Annotated in this window: 17 protein-coding genes; 12 read left to right on the top strand and 5 right to left on the bottom strand. The window is 58.8% G+C overall.

Annotated elements, in window-relative coordinates:
• The first annotated feature begins 19 nt into the window (after window positions 1-19).
• From murJ to BUQ90_RS02485, 9 genes are all read left to right on the top strand, one after another.
• A complete protein-coding gene (gene murJ, locus BUQ90_RS02445) occupies window positions 20-1,609 on the top strand; it encodes a murein biosynthesis integral membrane protein MurJ (RefSeq protein ID WP_074203553.1) in 1,590 nt (529 codons plus the stop codon).
• Between the two features lie 2 nt (window positions 1,610-1,611).
• On the top strand, window positions 1,612-2,607 hold the full coding sequence (gene trpS, locus BUQ90_RS02450; protein WP_074203554.1) for a tryptophan--tRNA ligase: 996 nt from the start codon (window positions 1,612-1,614) through the stop codon (window positions 2,605-2,607).
• Window positions 2,608-2,815: 208 nt separating this feature from the next.
• Entirely contained in the window at window positions 2,816-5,308 is a 2,493-nt protein-coding gene (locus BUQ90_RS02455; protein WP_074203555.1) for a TonB-dependent receptor, read from the top strand.
• A 216-nt stretch (window positions 5,309-5,524) separates the two neighbouring features.
• On the top strand, window positions 5,525-7,948 hold the full coding sequence (locus BUQ90_RS02460) for a TonB-dependent receptor (protein WP_074203556.1): 2,424 nt from the start codon (window positions 5,525-5,527) through the stop codon (window positions 7,946-7,948).
• A gap of 125 nt (window positions 7,949-8,073) precedes the next feature.
• Window positions 8,074-9,357: a UDP-N-acetylglucosamine 1-carboxyvinyltransferase gene (murA, locus tag BUQ90_RS02465; RefSeq protein ID WP_074203557.1), complete on the top strand. Its 1,284-nt coding sequence runs from the start codon at window positions 8,074-8,076 to the stop codon at window positions 9,355-9,357.
• Window positions 9,358-9,571: 214 nt separating this feature from the next.
• Window positions 9,572-9,982, top strand: a complete 411-nt coding sequence (locus BUQ90_RS02470) for a nuclear transport factor 2 family protein (RefSeq protein ID WP_074203558.1) — start codon at window positions 9,572-9,574, stop codon at window positions 9,980-9,982.
• A gap of 13 nt (window positions 9,983-9,995) precedes the next feature.
• Window positions 9,996-10,337 carry a putative quinol monooxygenase gene (locus BUQ90_RS02475; protein ID WP_074203559.1) on the top strand — a complete coding sequence of 114 codons (342 nt, stop codon included), beginning with the start codon at window positions 9,996-9,998 and terminating at the stop codon, window positions 10,335-10,337.
• Window positions 10,338-10,355: 18 nt separating this feature from the next.
• The gene (locus BUQ90_RS02480) at window positions 10,356-11,609 is read left to right on the top strand and encodes a cytochrome P450 (protein ID WP_074203560.1); all 1,254 of its coding nucleotides are present in this window, start codon (window positions 10,356-10,358) and stop codon (window positions 11,607-11,609) included.
• A gap of 9 nt (window positions 11,610-11,618) precedes the next feature.
• Entirely contained in the window at window positions 11,619-12,383 is a 765-nt protein-coding gene (locus BUQ90_RS02485) for an SDR family oxidoreductase (protein WP_239447334.1), read from the top strand.
• A gap of 96 nt (window positions 12,384-12,479) precedes the next feature.
• Here BUQ90_RS02485 and BUQ90_RS02490 read toward each other — a convergent pair whose 3' ends face one another.
• From BUQ90_RS02490 to BUQ90_RS02500, 3 genes are all read right to left on the bottom strand, one after another.
• Window positions 12,480-13,235 (bottom strand): hypothetical protein, encoded by a 756-nt coding sequence (locus tag BUQ90_RS02490; protein ID WP_239447335.1) that lies wholly within the window; start codon window positions 13,233-13,235, stop codon window positions 12,480-12,482.
• 113 nt (window positions 13,236-13,348) lie between these two features.
• Window positions 13,349-13,810 carry a DUF1330 domain-containing protein gene (locus BUQ90_RS02495; protein WP_074203562.1) on the bottom strand — a complete coding sequence of 154 codons (462 nt, stop codon included), beginning with the start codon at window positions 13,808-13,810 and terminating at the stop codon, window positions 13,349-13,351.
• A gap of 2 nt (window positions 13,811-13,812) precedes the next feature.
• Window positions 13,813-14,376, bottom strand: a complete 564-nt coding sequence (locus BUQ90_RS02500; RefSeq protein ID WP_074203563.1) for a GNAT family N-acetyltransferase — start codon at window positions 14,374-14,376, stop codon at window positions 13,813-13,815.
• A gap of 89 nt (window positions 14,377-14,465) precedes the next feature.
• On the opposite strand from BUQ90_RS02500, the gene BUQ90_RS02505 reads away from it, so the two are divergent.
• A complete protein-coding gene (locus tag BUQ90_RS02505; protein WP_074203564.1) occupies window positions 14,466-14,687 on the top strand; it encodes a hypothetical protein in 222 nt (73 codons plus the stop codon).
• A gap of 128 nt (window positions 14,688-14,815) precedes the next feature.
• A complete protein-coding gene (rarD, locus tag BUQ90_RS02510) occupies window positions 14,816-15,724 on the top strand; it encodes an EamA family transporter RarD (protein WP_074203565.1) in 909 nt (302 codons plus the stop codon).
• Here the strand turns inward: rarD and pyrC are convergent, their stop codons facing one another.
• Window positions 15,725-16,768, bottom strand: a complete 1,044-nt coding sequence (gene pyrC, locus BUQ90_RS02515) for a dihydroorotase (RefSeq protein WP_239447336.1) — start codon at window positions 16,766-16,768, stop codon at window positions 15,725-15,727.
• 51 nt (window positions 16,769-16,819) lie between these two features.
• Between pyrC and ygfZ the strand changes: the two genes are divergently transcribed.
• A complete protein-coding gene (gene ygfZ, locus BUQ90_RS02520; RefSeq protein ID WP_074203567.1) occupies window positions 16,820-17,560 on the top strand; it encodes a CAF17-like 4Fe-4S cluster assembly/insertion protein YgfZ in 741 nt (246 codons plus the stop codon).
• Between the two features lie 19 nt (window positions 17,561-17,579).
• Here the strand turns inward: ygfZ and BUQ90_RS02525 are convergent, their stop codons facing one another.
• On the bottom strand, window positions 17,580-18,233 hold the full coding sequence (locus BUQ90_RS02525; protein WP_204244725.1) for a DUF4167 domain-containing protein: 654 nt from the start codon (window positions 18,231-18,233) through the stop codon (window positions 17,580-17,582).
• Window positions 18,234-18,443 lie beyond the last annotated feature (210 nt).

Consider the following 18,443-nt stretch of genomic DNA (forward strand, 5'->3'; position numbering starts at 1 on the left):
GCCCGGGCAGGATGAGAGCATGAATCTGCTCAAGTCCACAGGAACCATAGCAGGGCTGACGATGGTCAGCCGGATATTCGGATTTGTCCGGGATATCATACTCGCTCGCGTGCTCGGCGCGGGTGCAGCTGCCGATTCCTGGCAATTGGCGTTCCAGCTTCCCAATATTTTCCGGCGGCTGTTTGCCGAAGGCGCCTTTTCGGCCGCATTCGTGCCGCTGTTCAACCGCAAGATGGAAGAGGACGAGCAGCGCTCGGCGGCTCAGAATTTTGCGATCGACGTGCTGTCGGTGTTCGTGCCGATATTGCTGGTCTTTTCCGCCATCATGATGCTCGCCATGCCGGGGATCATCTGGCTGATCGACGATTTTGGCGAGGGCGGGCGGACAACACCCTTCACGATATCGCTGGCGCGTATCACCTTTCCCTATCTCGCGCTGATCAGCCTGACGACCCTGTTCGCCGCCATTCTGAATTCGGTCAGCCGCTTTGCTGCCGCTGCCGCCGCACCGATCATGCTGAACGTCTGCATGATCACGGCGCTACTGATCTCCTACGGGATGAGCGGCGGATCTGACACGCGGCAAGCGGCCTATTTCCTGGCCGTCGGTGTCGCTTCGGCCGGTCTGCTGCAACTGCTGTGGCTCTACTACTGGGCGCGCAAGGCCGGATTTGCCTTTGCGGTTCGCAAGCCGAAAATCACGACCGACATCAAGGAACTCGGCATTCTCATTCTCCCGGCGGTATTTGGTGCCGGAATCTACCAGATCAGCCGCTTTGTCGACCTGTTCTTTCTCGGGCGCCTGCCCGAAGGCAGCTTCGTCTATCTGGCCATGGCGGACCGGTTGAACCAGTTGCCGCTGGGGATTATCGGCATCGCTCTGGGCACCGCCATATTGCCGGCCCTGTCCCGGTTCATTGCGCGGGATGACCAGGCCGGAGCCCAGCGCATTCAGAGCAATGCGATTGAGCTCGCCATGCTGCTCACCATCCCGGCCGCCCTCGCGCTGTTCTTCGCCGCCGGTCCGCTGGTCACCGCCTTTTACGTGGGCGGGAATTTCGAGGCGGCTGATGGCCAGACCACCGCACAAGTAGTCGCCGCTCTGGTCGTCGGACTGCCCGCCTATGTGCTGGTCAAGGTTCTGATCCCCGGCTTTTTCGCGCGCAAGGATACGCGCACTCCCGTTTACACCGCAGGCATTTCGTTGCTTATCAACATCAGCCTCAACCTGCTTCTGATCCCCCGGTTCGGCATTGTCGGGCTGGCCTTTGCGGGCGCCGTAGCGGCCTGGTGTAATTGTGCGATGCTCTATTTCATGCTGCACACGCGCGGACATTATCATCTGGAACTGGTCCTTTTGGGCCGGATTGTCCGGATCACCCTGTCGGCTGTCGGCATGGCGGCAGTGCTCTATTACGGCCAGCCGCTCGGTGACCATCTCTATGGTGGCAATATCTGGCAAAGGGTCGGGTCGATCGCCGCTCTGGTCAGCGCCGGCGGACTGGTCTATGCGGCTCTCGCGTGGATCACCGGCGCGGTCGATCGCGAAAAAATCATGATGCTCACCAAAAAGAAGGCAGCCGAAAAAGCGGCAACAGAGGAACAATGAACATGCGCACGGTTTCGGGCATTCAGCCCACGGGAAATCTCCACCTCGGCAATTATCTGGGAGCCATCAAGAACTGGGTGAAGCTGCAGGAGCAGAGCGAATGCCTGTTTTTCCTGGCCGACCTGCATGCCATTACCGTCTACAATGATCCGGCAGAACTGTCGGCCAATTGTCGCGAAATGGTGGCCGCACTGGTCGCAGCCGGAGTCGATCCGGAAAAGTCCATATTGTTCAACCAGGCCCGCGTTCCGCAGCATGCCGAGCTGGCCTGGCTGCTGATCTGCAACACGCCGATGGGCTGGCTCGACCGGATGACCCAGTTCAAGGAGAAATCAGGCAAGCACAAGCAGCGCAGCTCGCTGGGCCTCTATGGCTATCCGGTCCTGCAGGCTGCCGATGTCCTGATTTACCAGGCAACCCATGTGCCCGTCGGCGAAGATCAAAAGCAGCATCTCGAACTGGCCCGCGACATTGCCGCGAAATTCAACAATGACACCGGCAAGGACGTCTTCACGCCACCGGAGCCGTTTATTGGCGAAACCGCCGCCCGGGTCATGTCGCTGCGGGACGGCAATGCCAAAATGTCGAAATCCGACCCGTCGGACCTCAGCCGGATCAACATGACTGACGATGATGACACCATCGCGAAAAAAGTTCGCAAAGCGCGGACCGATCCGGAGCCTTTGCCCGAAACGCTGGACGAACTGGACGGCCGTTCGGAGGCGAGCAACCTGGTCGGAATCTATGCCGCACTGGCCGACAGTAGCGGAGAAAAGGTCCTGGCAGAATTTGCCGGCAAGGGATTCGGAGACTTCAAACCGGCCCTGGCCGACCTTGCAGTGTCGAAGCTGGCGCCGATCCGTGACCGGTTTGATGCGCTGCGCCAGGATCCCTCGGCTATCGACGCGATATTGCGCGACGGGGCAGAACGGGCCCGGACCCTGGCACAACCGACGACGGATGCCGCCTACGCTGCCCTTGGCCTGCTGCGCGACTGATAGGGCAACACAACCACTATAATAGACCAATGCCTGCCGTGCGCCTGCCGCACGGTGCAACTTATTGCGCCTGCCGTCCACAATAGTTGTATTTTGGTAACAGTCCGCCCCCGATCTCGCACAATAAAATAATTTGTCTGGACAAATTCCTTTGCTGATGAGAATTGTTTGCACAAATGTCCGGACAAATTTCTTCAGGGAGAATAAAATGAGATCCACGCTGAAACTTATGCTGATGTCGGCCACGGTCATGACCAGCATGCCTGCTCTGGCCCAGGACGACGCCAGCGGCGCGGAAAATGACGACTCCAACGTGATCATCGTGACAGCCCGAAAGAAGGAAGAAACGCTTCTCGATGCCCCGCTCGCGGTTTCGGTTGTCGGGGAGGCGGAGCTGCAACAGGGCGGCTTTACAGACATTACCGAAGTGACAAAAGTGACGCCGGGCGCCTTTGTCGAGGCAGGCGGTCAGAATACCAACGGCTTTGCCCGTATCAACAGCACGCCGCGGTTTCGCGGCATCTCGGTGCTTAGCGGCAACCCGCTGCAGCAGACCGCAACGGTGTTCCTTGACGGGGTCTATCTCAGCGGCGGTATTGAAACCATTGGCGTGAACGAATTGCAGCGGGTCGAGGTGATCAAGGGTCCGCAATCCGCACTCTTTGGCCGGAACACATTTGCCGGTGCAATCAATTATGTGACCAAGGATCCGAGCGACGAGTTTCGCGTGGATCTGGATGCAACGGTGGCGACACGCGATGAATATCGGGTGGCTGCGGGTATTGAAGGTCCGATCACGGATGGCCTGTCCTTCCGCCTGAGCGGCAATTACAGCGACAAACAGGGGCATTTCGCCAATGTGGCCGTGCCCGGCCAGCGACTGGGTGATGAGCAGCAGTGGACGATCAGCGGATCGGTGCTGATCGAACCGAGTGACGGCTTCCGCCTGAAACTGCGCGGCTCCTATCAGGAAATTGATGACGGCCCGGCGGCCGCGGTGGCCTCTTTTGGTACCGCCTTCCACAATTTTGGCGGATTCCTGCTCAATCCGGACGGGACGGTTGACCTGAACGACGGGGTTCAGCCGGCGCCGCGTGACGGCACCCGGACGGAATCGGTTTTCCGCGGGCGGATCACCATGCCGACGGCGGCCGAAATTGGCCTCAACTCCTCGGCTGCGGATATCCAGGCCTTTCTCGGGTTCCTGAATGACGGGCGCTCTGATCCCACCGATGCCATATTCGACTTCAAATATAACCCGACCACGGTCGACAGTTTTGGCCTGAATCTCGATGCCCTGCGCTTGAGCGCTGCGGGTAGCGTGGACCTGACAGACAATATCCAGTTCAGTTTCCTCGGGGGCTATAACAAGGAAAATTTCGGTTTCTTCGCCGATTTTGACACCACACCCGATGTCTCGTTCACCGGCTTCACTGCCCGTGAAACCGAGGATTATACGATTGAGGGCCGCCTTTCCGGTTCCTTTCTCGATGACAGTCTGAATGTCTCCGTCGGGGCGAGCTATGTCGATATCGACATTGCGGAGCTGGGCGGTGTGGCGAACTTTTTCGGAGCACCGATTTTCTTCGGCGATATTTTCCGGTCCGACCCGTTTACATCCGGTGCCCAGACGCTCGGCTTTTTCGGCTCCATCGATTATCAGTTCACGGATCAGCTCTCGATCACACTTGAGGGCCGATATCAGGAAGATGAAATCAGCGCTGGCGACGTCAATGCCGGTCTTGCCACTCCGATATCCCCTGCGAAGATTGACAGCTTTCTGCCCCGTGCCACGCTGCGCTATCAGCCGACGGACTACACCACCATCTATGCCACCTACAGTGAGGGCAACCTGCCCGGCGGATTCAACCCGCAAATTGCGGAGCTTGATGCGGTCCAGCTGGCGGAACTCGCGGCCAAGGCACCGGAGGCCAATACCATTTTCGGCGAGGAACAGCTGACCAATTACGAGCTGGGCTGGAAACAGCAGCATCCGGACGGCATTTTTGCCTTCAATGTCGCGGCCTTTTACATGAAACGCAGCGACGAGATTTTCACTTCCATTGAAACGGTGGTCGATACCAGCCCGAATGCGCCCAATCCGGAACGTACGGTTAATTTCACCTCCAACGGTGCCAGCACCAACATCTACGGCGTAGAGATTGATGCCGTGTTCAATGTCAGCGAGAATCTGTCGGTACAAGGGTCCTTTGCCTATATCAATTCCACCATCGACTCCTTCCCGGAAAATGGCGGAACCGGAGACTTTGGCGACATTTTCGGCCCGGCGGCCGATGTCACCGGGCAGGAAGCCCCGCGCTTCCCGCCAATCACCTGGTCTCTGGGCGCAACCTATGAAGACAGCTTCGACGCGATACCCGGGTTCGACAGCTGGTTCTTGCGGACGGACGTGTTCTTTACCGGTGAATATTTCATCAGTAACGCCAATGTGGCCCAGGTGGAGGAAGCGACCGACGTGAATGTCCGGCTCGGACTGCGCGGTGACAATTATGGTCTCGAGTTTTTCGTGACCAACCTGTTCAACGAAGATGCGCCAACAACGGCCCAGAATTTCGCCGACACCAGCTTCGGAACGCGAACATTGCCGGGCGGGTTCTTCGATTTCACACGCGAGGGCGCAAGGGTCGGCCTGCGCGACAAGCGCCAGTTCGGTGTCCGGGCGAACTTCACGTTCCGCTAGAAGCACACTCCCGATAACCGCAGGAAAGCCGCCGTTCTGGCGGCTTTCTTTTTGGGGTCAGACATCGCCCGCAAGTCAATCCCATGTGACATCATTGCAACATATTTCCAACCATTTGTCTGGACAACAAAATTTGTCTGGACAAATTCTGCGAATATTGAGAACCAGTTGTAGGAACATGGGCAGAAGTTGTGCCCATCGAGGGAGACATCAACAATGAAAATTTTGCTCAAGGCATCGCTTTTAGGCGCTACCATATTGGCCAGCGGCCCAGTCTATGCACAGGATACGGCCGAGGGTGCGTCCGACGACAATGTCATTATCGTCACGGCACGGAAGAAAGAAGAAAACCTGCAGAACATCCCGGTGGCTGTCAGCGTTTTTGGCGAGCAGCTGATTGATGATGCCAATATTGCCGGACTGGAAGAGCTGTCTGATTTCACACCCGGGTTCCAGTTGCAATCCGCTTTTGGCCGGGATGCGGACCGGCCGGTTATTCGCGGTGCTTCCAATATTCTGATCTCGGAAGGCAAGGTCGGTTTCTTTATCGATGGTGTGCCCTTTATCGGTGCATCGACCGCACTCGACCTCGAAAACTATCAGCGCGTGGAAGTAATCAAGGGACCCCAGAGTGCTGTTTTTGGCCGGGGAACCTTGTCCGGGGCCGTCAACTACGTTTCCAAGCGTCCAAATGACGAGTGGGGCGTGGATTTTGAAGTGACCGCCGCAACCCACGAAGACTATGAAGTATTCGGCCGGGTTTCCGGACCGATTGCAGATGGACTGAGCGGTTTCATTTCAGGAAAATATGCGAGCTTCGGAGGTGATTACACCAATGCCGTCACCGGTAATGATCTGGGACAGGAAACGCTGACAATTTCTGCCGGTCTCACCTATGAGGCTGACGGTTTTGAAGCCAACGTCATCTACCTGCGCACCGAAGATGACGACGATCACTACCCCATCGGCCTCCAGGACGCGACTTTCAACAACGTGTTTACAGCCGGCAGTCGTGGCTATTTCCAGGGCGAAGTGGAGTTGCGCGAACCCATCGGTCTGAATACCGACGAGCTCATTGAGCCCGGCCTCAATCGCAAAGCGAACCGCTTCATTGCGACGGCAACGGCAGAGTTGGGTGATTCGGGCTTCACCGCGACAGCATTGTTCGGATACACCGACATCACGGAACGGACAGGCACCGACCAGACGTTTAATGATCAGACTGCCTTGTTCATCACATCGCCATTCGTCTGTGCCAATTTCATCCCCGACTGCCTTTTCGGCGCTTCCCCGTTCAACACAGATTCCGAAGTCGAACGTGAGGCAATTTCTGCCGAACTGCGCTTCGCTTCCCCGCAAGACAAACGGATCCGGGCGGAAATTGGCGGATTTTTCTTCGACGACACTAGCAATGGCACAACCTATGGCCGCAAACAGACGGAATTTGGTTTCGACAATGTCGCCGAAACCGACGTCACCACCAACCTCGCGCTTTTCGGACTGGTCGAATTTGATGTAACCGATCAGCTGACAATTGGTGGTGAACTGCGAGTTGCGCGCGATGAGATTGGGACCCGTCCCGGCGCTTCTTACCGCTTGGGCGACCTGTTCCCAGGTGCGACCAATCCCGACCGGATCATTGCCGGTGACGGTGCCGTGCGCAACGCGGTGTTCAATTCCGTTCTGCCGCGCATCACAGTGGATTATCAGATTGATGATCAGACCCTGGTCTATGCCAAATATTCGGAAGGCAACTCGCCAGGCGGGTTCAACTCCCTTGATGCTCCGTCCACAACCTTTGATGAGGAGCGACTGAAAAACTATGAAGTCGGATTGAAGTCTTCGCCGGTCGATGGTCTGATATTCAACGCCGCCGGTTTCTATATCGACTATTCCGATCAGGTGCTGACAAGCACCTTCACCACCGGGGCAGGGGGCGTAAACTCCTTCAGCGACAATGTTGGTGACACGGAGATCTGGGGTCTGGAACTCGATGCGGTCTGGCAAGTCAATGACTGGCTGACATTCTCTGGCACCTACGCTTATATCGACGCGGAAATTGTCAACGGCTCCAGCGCCGATCAGGCCTTGCTGCTTGGCGGATCAACCGGTACCGGGACGGCTCCTGATCCGAACAACCCCGGCGGTACAATCGTCACCACAGGTGGTTGCGCAAATCCCGCGACAACACTCGATGCCGGCCAGACTTTGGGCGATGGATCACTGACAACCGGACCGACGCCCTGTGCGCCATTTGCCGATCTTGCCGGCCAGACACCACCACTGGTGTCGAAGCATCAGGCAACCTTCAGCACGGCGCTGGATATTCCCTTGGGCGACAGCGAATGGCGCTTCTTCGCGCGCGGCGACCTGATCTATCGTTCTTCCTTTTTCGCGCAGATTCACAACCTTGCGGAAACGGGAGACTCGACCAAGGCCAATTTCGCGGCAGGGTTCCGGAACGATAATCTGACCGTTCGCTTTTGGGTCAAGAATGCGTTCCAGGATGACACCCCGCGTGGCATCTTGCGCTATGTGGATTTTGCAGCACCGCAGATCAATGGACAACGGCCTCGTGCTTTTGCGATCACGCCACCGGAACGACGCCAGTTCGGCCTCACGGTCAGCGGATCCTTTTAAGGCTCAGCGGAAAAACCTCTTCGTCACCAAGACCCCCGCTGCCAGAATATGGCGGCGGGGTTTTTTGTGGGTTCGCCTCCACCGACCGGACTTGCGCAGCGGCCGCTTTTCGCTAAACCGGCGCGATGGATATTATCTCGATACGCGGTGGCAAGACGCTGTCCGGCACCATTCCGATTTCCGGGGCCAAAAACAGCGCCCTGACCCTGCTGCCTTGCGCGCTCCTGACCGACGAGCCGGTCACGCTGCGCAACTTGCCGCGGCTCGCCGATGTCGACAGTTTCGGGCACTTGCTCAACCAGCTCGGTGTCTCAACCACCATCGAAGGCGCGCGGCCGGAGGATTTCGGGCGGGTGATGACGCTCAAAGCCGGCAAGATCACCTCGACCGAAGCCCCCTATGACATTGTCCGCAAGATGCGCGCGTCAATCCTGGTTCTGGGACCGCTGCTCGCCCGGGCCGGTGAATGCCGCGTGTCGCTGCCGGGCGGTTGCGCGATCGGCAACCGGCCGATTGACCTCCACCTCAAGGCGATTGAAGCGCTGGGCGCGGAACTGGAAACCACCAGCGGATATGTGACCGCGCGGCAGCCGGATGGCGGGCTGACGGGCGGCGAGTTCACCTTCCCCGTCGTGTCCGTGGGCGCCACCGAAAATGCGCTGATGGCGGCGGTTCTGGCCAAGGGCACCAGCACCCTCAAAAATGCCGCGCGGGAGCCGGAAATTGTCGACCTGTGCCAGATGCTCGTCGCGATGGGGGCAGAGATCGAAGGTATCGGCTCGTCCACATTGGTCATCCACGGCGTGGACCGGCTGCATGGCTGCACCTACCGCGTCATGTCGGACCGGATCGAGGCAGGCAGCTATGCCTGTGCCGTGGGAATTGCCGGCGGTGAAGTGGATCTGCTGGCGGCGAAAGCGGATGAGATGGAAGCCACGCTCGATGCCCTGCGCCAGGCCGGTCTGCATGTCGAGCCGCATGCCAAGGGGATCAAGGTCGCTGCCAATGGCAAGCTTCAGCCACTGACCCTTTCGACCGCCCCCTATCCCGGTCTCGCCACCGATATGCAGGCCCAGCTGATGGCGATGCTCTGTCTTGCCGACGGCGCGTCTGTATTGACCGAAACCATTTTCGAGAACCGCTACATGCACGTGCCGGAACTCAACCGCATGGGCGCGGACATCGAAACCAAAGGCCGGACGGCCGTGGTACGCGGTGTTGAAAAGCTGACCGGTGCCCCGGTCATGGCGACAGACCTGCGCGCCTCGATGAGCCTCGCGATTGCCGGACTGGCCGCCGAAGGGGAAACCCGGCTGCAGCGGATCTACCATCTCGACCGCGGCTATGAACGGTTCGAGGAAAAGCTCGCAGCCGTCGGTGCGGACATTGAGCGAATCAGCGGCGATTGAAGCGGCTTTTTTGCTCGCTCACGCTCGCTGCGCTGACCCATCCGGGCCAGCTACGGTACCAGCCAAGCGAAGACGGATGTCTTCGCGCACCCAAAAGGAACAGGAGATGGACTCCTGCCTGCGCAGGAGTACTTAAAGGCTAGCACTTATGGCAGCTTGCCAGCACGCGGCTTTTGCCGTGTAATCCGCTCCACAAAAAGGAGAGGATGGACAGATGTTTTCTGGACCAATTGAAGACCGGCTGGCAATCCGGGAACTGCATGACAGCTATTGCGATGCCGTGCTGCGCAACGACCCGGATGACTGGGGGGCCTTGTGGACCGAAGATGCAGTCTGGTCGCTGATGGGCACCGAAGTGGTCGGACGCGAGAATATCGTCAATTTGTGGAACGGGGCGATGAGTGCCTTTGATGCGGTCAGCTTTCTCGGGATTCCCGGGAGCCTTGAGGTGACCGGAGACACGGCTTCGGGCCGCTACCAGACCCACGAGATCCTGGTCGAGAAAGGCGAACCGCGTATTGCCGGCGGACGCTATGACGACGAGTTCGTCAAGATTGACGGCCAGTGGCTGTACAGCAAACGCATATTCAATGTTGTCGCCCAGCTGGGCGGACAAAAGCTTTAGGAGGGATGCCTTTATGGCAAAAATACTGATCGCGGCCCATATCGATGTGGATCCCGCACAACGCGAGGAATGCCTGAAAACCGGGCAGCCCTATATCGACGGCGCGCTGACGCAGGAAGGCTGCCTGTGCTACAGCTGGTGCGCCGACCTCAACAACCCCGCGCGGATCGAGGTGTTCGAGGAATGGACCAGCGAAGAAGCGCTCGCCCAGCATTTCCAGGATGTGCATTATGCCAGCATGCGCGATCATATCGGGAAATTCGGGCTGACCAATGCGGTCAGCGCCAAATATCGCGTGGATGCAGAAGGCCCGGTCTATAATGACCAGGGCATGCCCACACCGGCCTTTGACTGAAATCCCGGGAACAGAACCATGAACGAAGTCGCCAGCAAATCGCTCTTTCAGCCAGATATCCTTGTTGATCCATTTGAGTTTTATGAAGAGCAGCGCAAGGACAATCCGGTCTTCTTCGACGAAGCCAGTGGCACCTATATCGTGCTTGATTATGACCTGATCTCCGAAGCGGTCGGGCGGCTCGATGATTTTTCCAACAATTTCAATGCGCTTCTTTCGGGTGGGAAATCAAAGGAAGAACTCGACAATGACGAAGAGCTGCAGGCGATCCAGTCGAAAGGCTGGCCGCAGGTCGACACGTTGCTCACCGCCGACCAGCCGCGTCACACACGCTTTCGCAAGCTGGTCAATCTGGCCTTTTCCATGCCGAAGGTGAACAAGCTCGAAGACAGCATTCGGGCCATGTCCAATGAGCTGATCGACGGTTTCATCGACAAGGGCGAATGCGAGTTCGTCAGCGAATATGCGATCCCGATGCCAGTGAAGACCATTGCCGGGCAGCTCGGTCTGGATGTCGCGGATGCCGATACGATCAAGCGCTGGACCAATGCCTTTGTCGACCGGCTGTCGGGCATGATGACCCGCGAACGCCAGCTCGAGACCGAGCGTGAAGTCGTGGAATATCAGCATGCGCTGAAAGCCAATATGGACGAGCGGCGCAAGCAGGCACAGGAGGACATTCTCTCGGACCTGGTCAATGCCCGGGTTGATGGCGAACGGCCGCTGGACGATGCCGAATCGCTTTCCATTGTTCAGCAGCTGATGGTCGCGGGCAACGAGACCACCACGGCCGCCCTCGCCGAAGGATTGCGGCTGTTTGCGACCAATCCGGATCAGTATAAAAAGATCCAGGATGATCCCTCGCTAATCCCCAATGCGGTGGAGGAGGTGCTGCGCATGTCAAGCGGATCGTCGGGCATCTGGCGGGTTATGCACCGCGATGCGGAACTGGGCGGCGTGATGCTGCCCAAGGGCGCAATGGTGATGATGCGCTATCACGCGGCCAATCGCGATCCGAAACAGTTCGAGAACCCGAACGAGTTCCAGGTCGACCGCAAGAATGCCCGCACGCATCTCGCCTTTGGCAAAGGCATCCACATGTGCGTCGGCAACATGCTCTCGCGCAAGGAAATGACCGTGTCGTTCCAGCAATTTGCCAAACGTATCGACAATATCCGGATCAAGGAAGGTGCGGAGCTCACCTATCCGCCCAACATGATGCTGCGCGGGCTGACCAATTTGCCGCTCACCTTTGACAAAAGACAGGACTGACATATGGGCATGATGGACGGAAAAGTCGCACTGATTTCAGGCGGCGCGGAAGGTATTGGCGGGACCGCCGGACAGCGGTTCGTCGAAGAGGGCGGCTCGGTAATGCTGGCCGATATCCAGATTGACAAGGCGAAGGCGCATGCCGAAGCGCTGGGCGAACGCGCCGCCGCGGTCGAACTGGATGTCCGCGATCTGGATCAGTGGCAGGCCGCGGTCGACGCCACAAAGGCGAAATTCGGCAAGATGACGACATTGTTCAACGTCGCCGGCATTTCCGAGCCGGGGTCGGCGGACGAGGTTGATCTCGACAGCTGGAACCGGACCATCGACATCAATTTGCAGGGCACATTTTACGGCTGCCGGGTGGGTCTGCCGGCGATCATCGAGAGCGGGGAAGACGGCGCGATTGTCAATATCGGCTCGATGCTGGCGATGCGTCCCGGGGCGCAATTTGCCGCCTATTGCGCCAGCAAGGCAGCGGTCACCTCTCTCAGCAAGTCCCTGGCGCTGCACTGCGCGGCAGAAAAATATCCCGTACGCGTCAACACGGTCCATCCCGGCGCGATCGACACGCCGATGTACCAGCGCTACCTCGCGGCCTATCCCGGACCGCATGACGAGGCGGTCGAAGTGTTCAACCGCAATCATCCGATCAACCGGGTCGGGCAGGCCGTGGAGGTCGCCAATGCGATGCTCTGGCTGGCCAGCGATGCGAGCAGCTTCACGACCGCCAATGACATCACCGTCGACGGCGGCGGCAGCTACCGGGAATAGGGTTCGACCACAGCAAAAATGCAAAAAAGGGGCAGCCGAAACTGCCCCGGTCCGGATTTTATGAAATGCGAAGTCCGGACATGTTCTGTGCCCCGATCAGCGGCCGTTGCTGGCCACGATATCGACAACCGAACCGCCACCGGCGCGCTTGTTCAGCGTGATCACAAAGGCGCCGTCATCACTGCTGCGGGTTCCGCCCAGGACATGTTCGGCACCGCGCAGCAGATATTCCGCACTGTAGCCGCTATTTTTGGCCTGGGTGTAATAATAGTCCACGACATTCTTGATCGAAGATGCGGTCGAAAAGCTGACGACGCGAATATCGCACAGGCCGCCTTCGACACCAGCCGCTTCTTTCACATTGGCTCGCGGATAAACCGGGAATTCGGGTGGCATGCGGTTGGCCCAGCCCATGTCATAGCTGAGCTTCTGGTCGCAGGTTCCCTTGCCGCGCTGCGCCGACTGCTGCTCCGCCTTGGCGCCGAGAGTCATGCCCTGTCCGGATCCCCCGCAGCTGGTGCATTCATCGTCCGACGTCATATTGCGCGGCTTGGGTGCGCTGAGCAATTTGCCGGTAACGGCAGAGCCAGCGGTACCCGCAGCGGGCGGCACGGCGCCGTCAATGGCACCATTGGCGCTGCGGACCGCATTGCTGTTGGACTGATCGGCCAGATCGGGATCCACCAGGATGGAATCTTCCAGCGCATCATTCATCGCCGGATCCGCCGTCAGATTATCGTCCAGCTCGGCCAGTTCGGCGGCATTGTCTTCATTGCTGCCGCACGCAGCCAATGTCATCGGCAGCGTCAGTGCCGCAGCAGCGAGCAATAGCGAGCGAGTGGATTTTGACATGGATATAACTCCTGATTTCAGGAGGTAAATGGCCCGTAAACCGTTAATAATCCGTTAGGGAATATGGTTAAACCGGAGAGATTTTGTTAACCGGCTGTGCCAGATCGGGATTCTCAGCCAAAGCCGTCCGCACCTTCCAGTTCTCCGAACCTTATCAGCCGCGATGTCAGAACCGCTGCCTGGCGGTTGACCACGGCTTTTTTATAATCCGGATCGCTGATCATCTCCATGAATGCCGCGCTATTCGGGTAGCGCGCGATAAATGAACTGTCCCAGAATTTTTCCTGCGGTCCAATCACCATGGCTTCCATTTTTCCGCGCCAGATGATGGTGCCGCCGACCCGCTGGAAAATCGGGCCGCTGGTCTTGCCATATTCGGCATAGGCCCGTTCCCCGCTCCAGCCGTGGTCGGCATTGGGATGATCCTCGGGATATTGCGCCTGTTCGTGGAAGCGCAGCAGGTTGAGCATGTTGATCGGCACGTCCCGGGGCAGGGCCTTGAACGCGTCGAAACTCTCCCGTGTCGGATCGAGAAACAGTTTTCCGTCCTGCTCTCCGCCTGTGGCATCCGTCATGATCAGCTCCCCCGTCCAAATTTCCTGCGGTTCTCCATCCACTGTTCGCGCGACTGTCCCCAGTCGTCAACCCTCGCATCCTGATAAGGATCGGGTAACCGGGTGGGACCCCGATTGGTTGAACCCAGTCTCTCGGCGAGGCGGATCGAAGCCGTGTTCGCCGGATCAATCGTATGGCAGATATCGCTCCAGCCGAGCTCGTCGACGACATAGTTCATCGAGGCCACCGCCGCCTCGAGCGCATAGCCCTTTCCGGCATGAGAGGGCGCCACACCCCAGCCGACTTCGGTGCCCGGCCAGCCTTCCGGCTGCCACGGACCGATCCGGCCAATCCATTGGCCGCTATCCTTGAGAATCAGCGAAAACATCGCAAAGCCCCGAACATGCCAGGCGCCGACCATGCCGCACAGGTCCCGCCAGGAAGCGGACCGGCTCTTGGCTCCGCCAATATAGGTCATGGTGTCCGCATCCGACTGAAACGCCGCCCATGCGTCAAAATCCTCCGCGCTGGGCGGACGCAAGATCAGCCGTTCTGTTTCCAGCCGGATATCTGCAATGTCAGGCATGTGAATTTCCCTTCAAACCAGTGGCATAGCGACAGAGGGTCCGTGCATAAAGACTTGAAATCACACTGCTCTATGCCTATAATACAGTTATGGCGAATATTATATCCATACTCATCGGCGGCATCGCGCTTGTTCTGGCTTTTGTCGGACTGGTTCCCCTGCTGGGCTGGACCAACTGGCTAATCCTGCCCATTGCGGGCGTTGGCGCGTTGTTCGGCCTCATTTCCAGCAAGTCCAGCGGCATGTATTTCTGCATCATCGTGATGGGCATCTGTGCATTCCGGCTGTGGATCGGCGGCGGTATCATCTGACTTTTGGCGCGGGCCGCGCCACAAGCGGACCGCGCGATAGACTGGCTGTTTCCGGCAAAAGAATCGGTTGCTGCCCGAACGGCAGTTAATCATTGCCCCGGCCGCAGCGCAGGCCTAATCGCGTTGGCATGACACAACAGCAAAGCGACAGCCCTCTGGGCCTCGTCCAGGCCTTGATTGCCTGCACCTTCTGGGGTGTCATGCCCATCTATTTCAAATTGCTGCAGGTCATTCCGCCGCTCGAAGTCGTCGCCCACCGTGCCATCTGGCTGGTGCCGCTGCTGTTGCTGATTCTCTGGTTCAGGAAAAACATCTCCGGACTCAAGGCCGCCCTCGCAGACCCCAAAATTCTCGGATATCTGTTCCTGAGCGCCTTTTTCATAGCGGCCAACTGGTCCATCTATGTCTGGGCGGTGCAGGAGGACCATGTCCTTGCGGCCAGTCTCGGCTATTTCATCAGTCCGCTGCTGATCGTGTTCCTCGGCAGCCTCGTGCTCAAGGAGAAACTCACCCGCAATCAGTGGATCGCCGTCGCGGTTGCCGCTGCTGGCGTATCAGTGCTGGCCGTCGAGGCCTGGCAGACATTGTGGATCAGTCTCCTGCTCGCCGGATCCTGGGGACTTTACGGCCTGATCCGCAAGGTGACGCCTGTCGGCCCGATGGTCGGTCTGACGGTGGAAACCGGGTTGCTCTTTCCGCTGTTCCTGGCCTGGCTGATCTGGCTGTCGATGAGCCCGGAAGGAATCGGCTTTGGCCAGTCCTGGCCGATCGATCTGTTGCTGATCGGCGGTGCAGCGGTCACGGCAATCCCCTTGTTGTTGTTCGCGGCGGCCGTCCGGACGGTCAGCCTGACCACCATGGGCCTGCTGCAATATGTCGCACCGATCATGCAGTTCCTGATTGGGGTATTTGTCTACAACGAACCGCTGACAACATCGCACATGATCTGCTTTGGCCTGATCTGGATCAGCCTCGCGATTTTTTCCGCCGATGCCTGGCGCAATGCCCCCGGCCGCAAGCCAGCTGCAACCGTCTGATCAGCCAGCAAAGCGCCAGCCGAGCTGTTCGCCGGCATGAAAAGGCACGATTCCCGTACCGCCTGCCGCAATATTTTCCGGAACGTCAACCGGCTGACGCTCGAGCGTGACCGTGCCCTCATTGCGGGGCAGGCCGTAGAAGTCCGGACCATGTTCCGACGCAAAGCCCTCCAGCCGGTCGAGCGCGTCTTCCTCTTCAAACACCGTCGCATAGCTTTCCAGCGCATAGGGCGCGTTGAAAATACCCGCACAACCGCAAGCGGTCTCCTTGGCGGCCACTTCGTGCGGGGCGGTGTCGGTACCGAGGAAAAATTTCGGCGAACCGGAGGTCGCTGCACGGCGCAGCGCCAGCCGGTGCTGCTCCCGCTTCGCCACCGGCAGACAATAGGCATGCGGACGGATCCCGCCGGCAAAAATCGCGTTGCGATTGATATGCAGATGCTGCGGCGTGATCGTCGCCGCGACATGGGGGCCGGATGCCATCACAAAATCCACGGCGTCCGATGTGGTGATATGCTCGAACACGATTTTCAGCTCCGGCAGATCCCGCGCGAGACCCGACAATATCCTCTCGATGAAGACCGCCTCGCGGTCGAAAATGTCGATTTCGCTATCGGTGACTTCGCCGTGGACGAGCAGCGGCATGCCGATCTTTTGCATCCGCTCCAGAACGGCATGCAGATTCGCAACGTCGGTCACGCCATGCGCGCTGTTGGTCGTGGCATTGGCCGGATAGAGCTTGGCCGCCGTGAAGATCCCGTCCGCAAACCCCTGCGCCAGATCATCAGCATCAGTCGTGTCGGTCAGATAACTGGTCATCAGCGGTTCGAAATCACAGCCCTCGGGCAGCGCCGCCATGATCCGGTCGCGATAGGCGGCGCCCGCCGCCGCGGTGATCACCGGCGGTGACAGATTGGGCATGACAATCGCCCGGGCAAACTGGCGCGCGGTATATTGCGCGACGGCCTGCAACATGTCGCCATCACGCAAATGGACATGCCAGTCATCGGGGCGGCGGATGGTCAGATTGTCGGCTGTGCTCACGTCATTCTCATTCAGCTTGGTATTTTGCCCGATCATCCCTACCTAAACCCCATGACCGAGACCAGACTTATTGACCGCGCGCTGATCCGTTTGTCCACCGATGATCCGGAAGAGGATATGCGGGAGTTTCTCCAGGGGCTGGTCACGCAGGACGTGGCGGCGGTCCGGGCAGATGCTCCGCAATGGTCCGCCCTGCTGTCCGCGCAGGGAAAGCTGCTGTTCGATTTCCTCCTCTGGGCCGATGGCGAGGACATTTTGATCGATTGCGAGGCTTCGGCAAGGGACTCGCTGATCAAGCGGCTGAAGCTCTATCGCCTGCGCCGCAAGATCACTATTGCGGCGGAAGACAATCTGGCCGTGCACTGGGCGTTGGACGCGCCCGACAAGCCGCATGATCCCCGGCTCGATGCACTTGGCCATCGCTGGCTGGAAGCCAGTGCCACTGATCCGGAAACAGGTGCGGATGCTGACTGGCGGCGCCATCGGCTGTCTCTCGGCGTGGCCGAGGGTGAAGCTGAACTGGGCAGCGAAAAAACGCTGTGGCTGGAATGCAATGCCGCGGAACTGAACGGCGTCAGTTTCGAAAAGGGCTGCTATGTTGGCCAGGAAAATACCGCACGGATGAATTACCGGCAGAAAATCAATCGGCGGATCGTGGTGGTGCCACTCGAGAAGGCCGACACAAAACGTCAGCGCAAAGCCTGGCCCGAGCTCGGCCTGTCGGTCGAGCATCGGCGGATTGACGATCTGGCAGATCTGGATCTGCCGGACTGGCTGCAACAAGCGTTATAGAAATCGCCTGACGACCTGGTCAGGCGGCGTCGCCCTCTTCCGCCTTCGGCTTGACCGCCCGGCGCTTGCGCACCGGCTTTTCGGCCGGCTCTTCTTCCACCGCTTCGGCGGCGTCAGAATCATCGCTGTCCACGGAAATTGCGGGCGGCAAGGCACTGGCGTCCAGTCCATTGGCTTCGCCATTGCCTTCCGACGCGTCACCATTGGCAGCCTTGCGCGGCCGGCGGCTGCGCACCGGTTTTTTCTCTTCGGCCGGTTCTTCGGAGGCTGTTACATCCTCTTTCTGGCCTTCCGGCTTGCGGTTATCGCGTTGCGAGCGACCACGGGACTGACGGCGATCCTGATCGTCCTCATCTCCGGAATCCTTGCGATCCGCGTTGTTGCCGCGGGCTTCTTCGCGGGCGAGGCGCTGCTCTTCCCGGCGCGCCTGACTGTCCGCATTGACCCGGAAATAGTGGTCGGCAAACTGATGATAATATTCCGCGTTGACGCGGTCGCCATTGACCTGGGCGTCCTGGGCCATCTTCTTGTATTTGTCGAGCATCTGCGCCGCATTGCCACGCGCCCGGTTGTCGATCCGGTTTTCCCGGTCGATTCCGCCACCGCCCCGGTTGTTGTTGCGGTTATTGTTGTTGTTCCGGCCACGACGGCGGCCAGCCTGACGATTATTCATCAAATCCTGGGTGTCCTTTTACCGTTAAAATACTCGGTCTTCCTGTTCCTGGTCCGCAACACGCGGATTCCCCGCTGCGGAACAGATGATCCGCAGCCACCCATGGAGAGACAAATTTTGCCGGACATCAGCAATATTATCAATATGGGAGCGGGCCAGAGATTTTGGGAATGTGCCAGAAATCATCTGGGCCTTCGCCATGCTTAGCCG

This window comes from Parasphingorhabdus marina DSM 22363 (genome assembly GCF_900128895.1).
GTDB lineage: Bacteria > Pseudomonadota > Alphaproteobacteria > Sphingomonadales > Sphingomonadaceae > Parasphingorhabdus > Parasphingorhabdus marina.

Coding starts and splice junctions, on each gene's coding strand:
- murJ (WP_074203553.1), top strand. CDS start 20: ATGAATCTGCTCAAGTCCACAGGAACCATAGCAGGGCTGACGATGGTC.
- trpS (WP_074203554.1), top strand. CDS start 1,612: ATGCGCACGGTTTCGGGCATTCAGCCCACGGGAAATCTCCACCTCGGC.
- BUQ90_RS02455 (WP_074203555.1), top strand. CDS start 2,816: ATGAGATCCACGCTGAAACTTATGCTGATGTCGGCCACGGTCATGACC.
- BUQ90_RS02460 (WP_074203556.1), top strand. CDS start 5,525: ATGAAAATTTTGCTCAAGGCATCGCTTTTAGGCGCTACCATATTGGCC.
- murA (WP_074203557.1), top strand. CDS start 8,074: ATGGATATTATCTCGATACGCGGTGGCAAGACGCTGTCCGGCACCATT.
- BUQ90_RS02470 (WP_074203558.1), top strand. CDS start 9,572: ATGTTTTCTGGACCAATTGAAGACCGGCTGGCAATCCGGGAACTGCAT.
- BUQ90_RS02475 (WP_074203559.1), top strand. CDS start 9,996: ATGGCAAAAATACTGATCGCGGCCCATATCGATGTGGATCCCGCACAA.
- BUQ90_RS02480 (WP_074203560.1), top strand. CDS start 10,356: ATGAACGAAGTCGCCAGCAAATCGCTCTTTCAGCCAGATATCCTTGTT.
- BUQ90_RS02485 (WP_239447334.1), top strand. CDS start 11,619: ATGATGGACGGAAAAGTCGCACTGATTTCAGGCGGCGCGGAAGGTATT.
- BUQ90_RS02490 (WP_239447335.1), bottom strand. CDS start 13,235: ATGTCAAAATCCACTCGCTCGCTATTGCTCGCTGCTGCGGCACTGACG.
- BUQ90_RS02495 (WP_074203562.1), bottom strand. CDS start 13,810: ATGACGGATGCCACAGGCGGAGAGCAGGACGGAAAACTGTTTCTCGAT.
- BUQ90_RS02500 (WP_074203563.1), bottom strand. CDS start 14,376: ATGCCTGACATTGCAGATATCCGGCTGGAAACAGAACGGCTGATCTTG.
- BUQ90_RS02505 (WP_074203564.1), top strand. CDS start 14,466: ATGGCGAATATTATATCCATACTCATCGGCGGCATCGCGCTTGTTCTG.
- rarD (WP_074203565.1), top strand. CDS start 14,816: ATGACACAACAGCAAAGCGACAGCCCTCTGGGCCTCGTCCAGGCCTTG.
- ygfZ (WP_074203567.1), top strand. CDS start 16,820: ATGACCGAGACCAGACTTATTGACCGCGCGCTGATCCGTTTGTCCACC.
- BUQ90_RS02525 (WP_204244725.1), bottom strand. CDS start 18,233: ATGAATAATCGTCAGGCTGGCCGCCGTCGTGGCCGGAACAACAACAAT.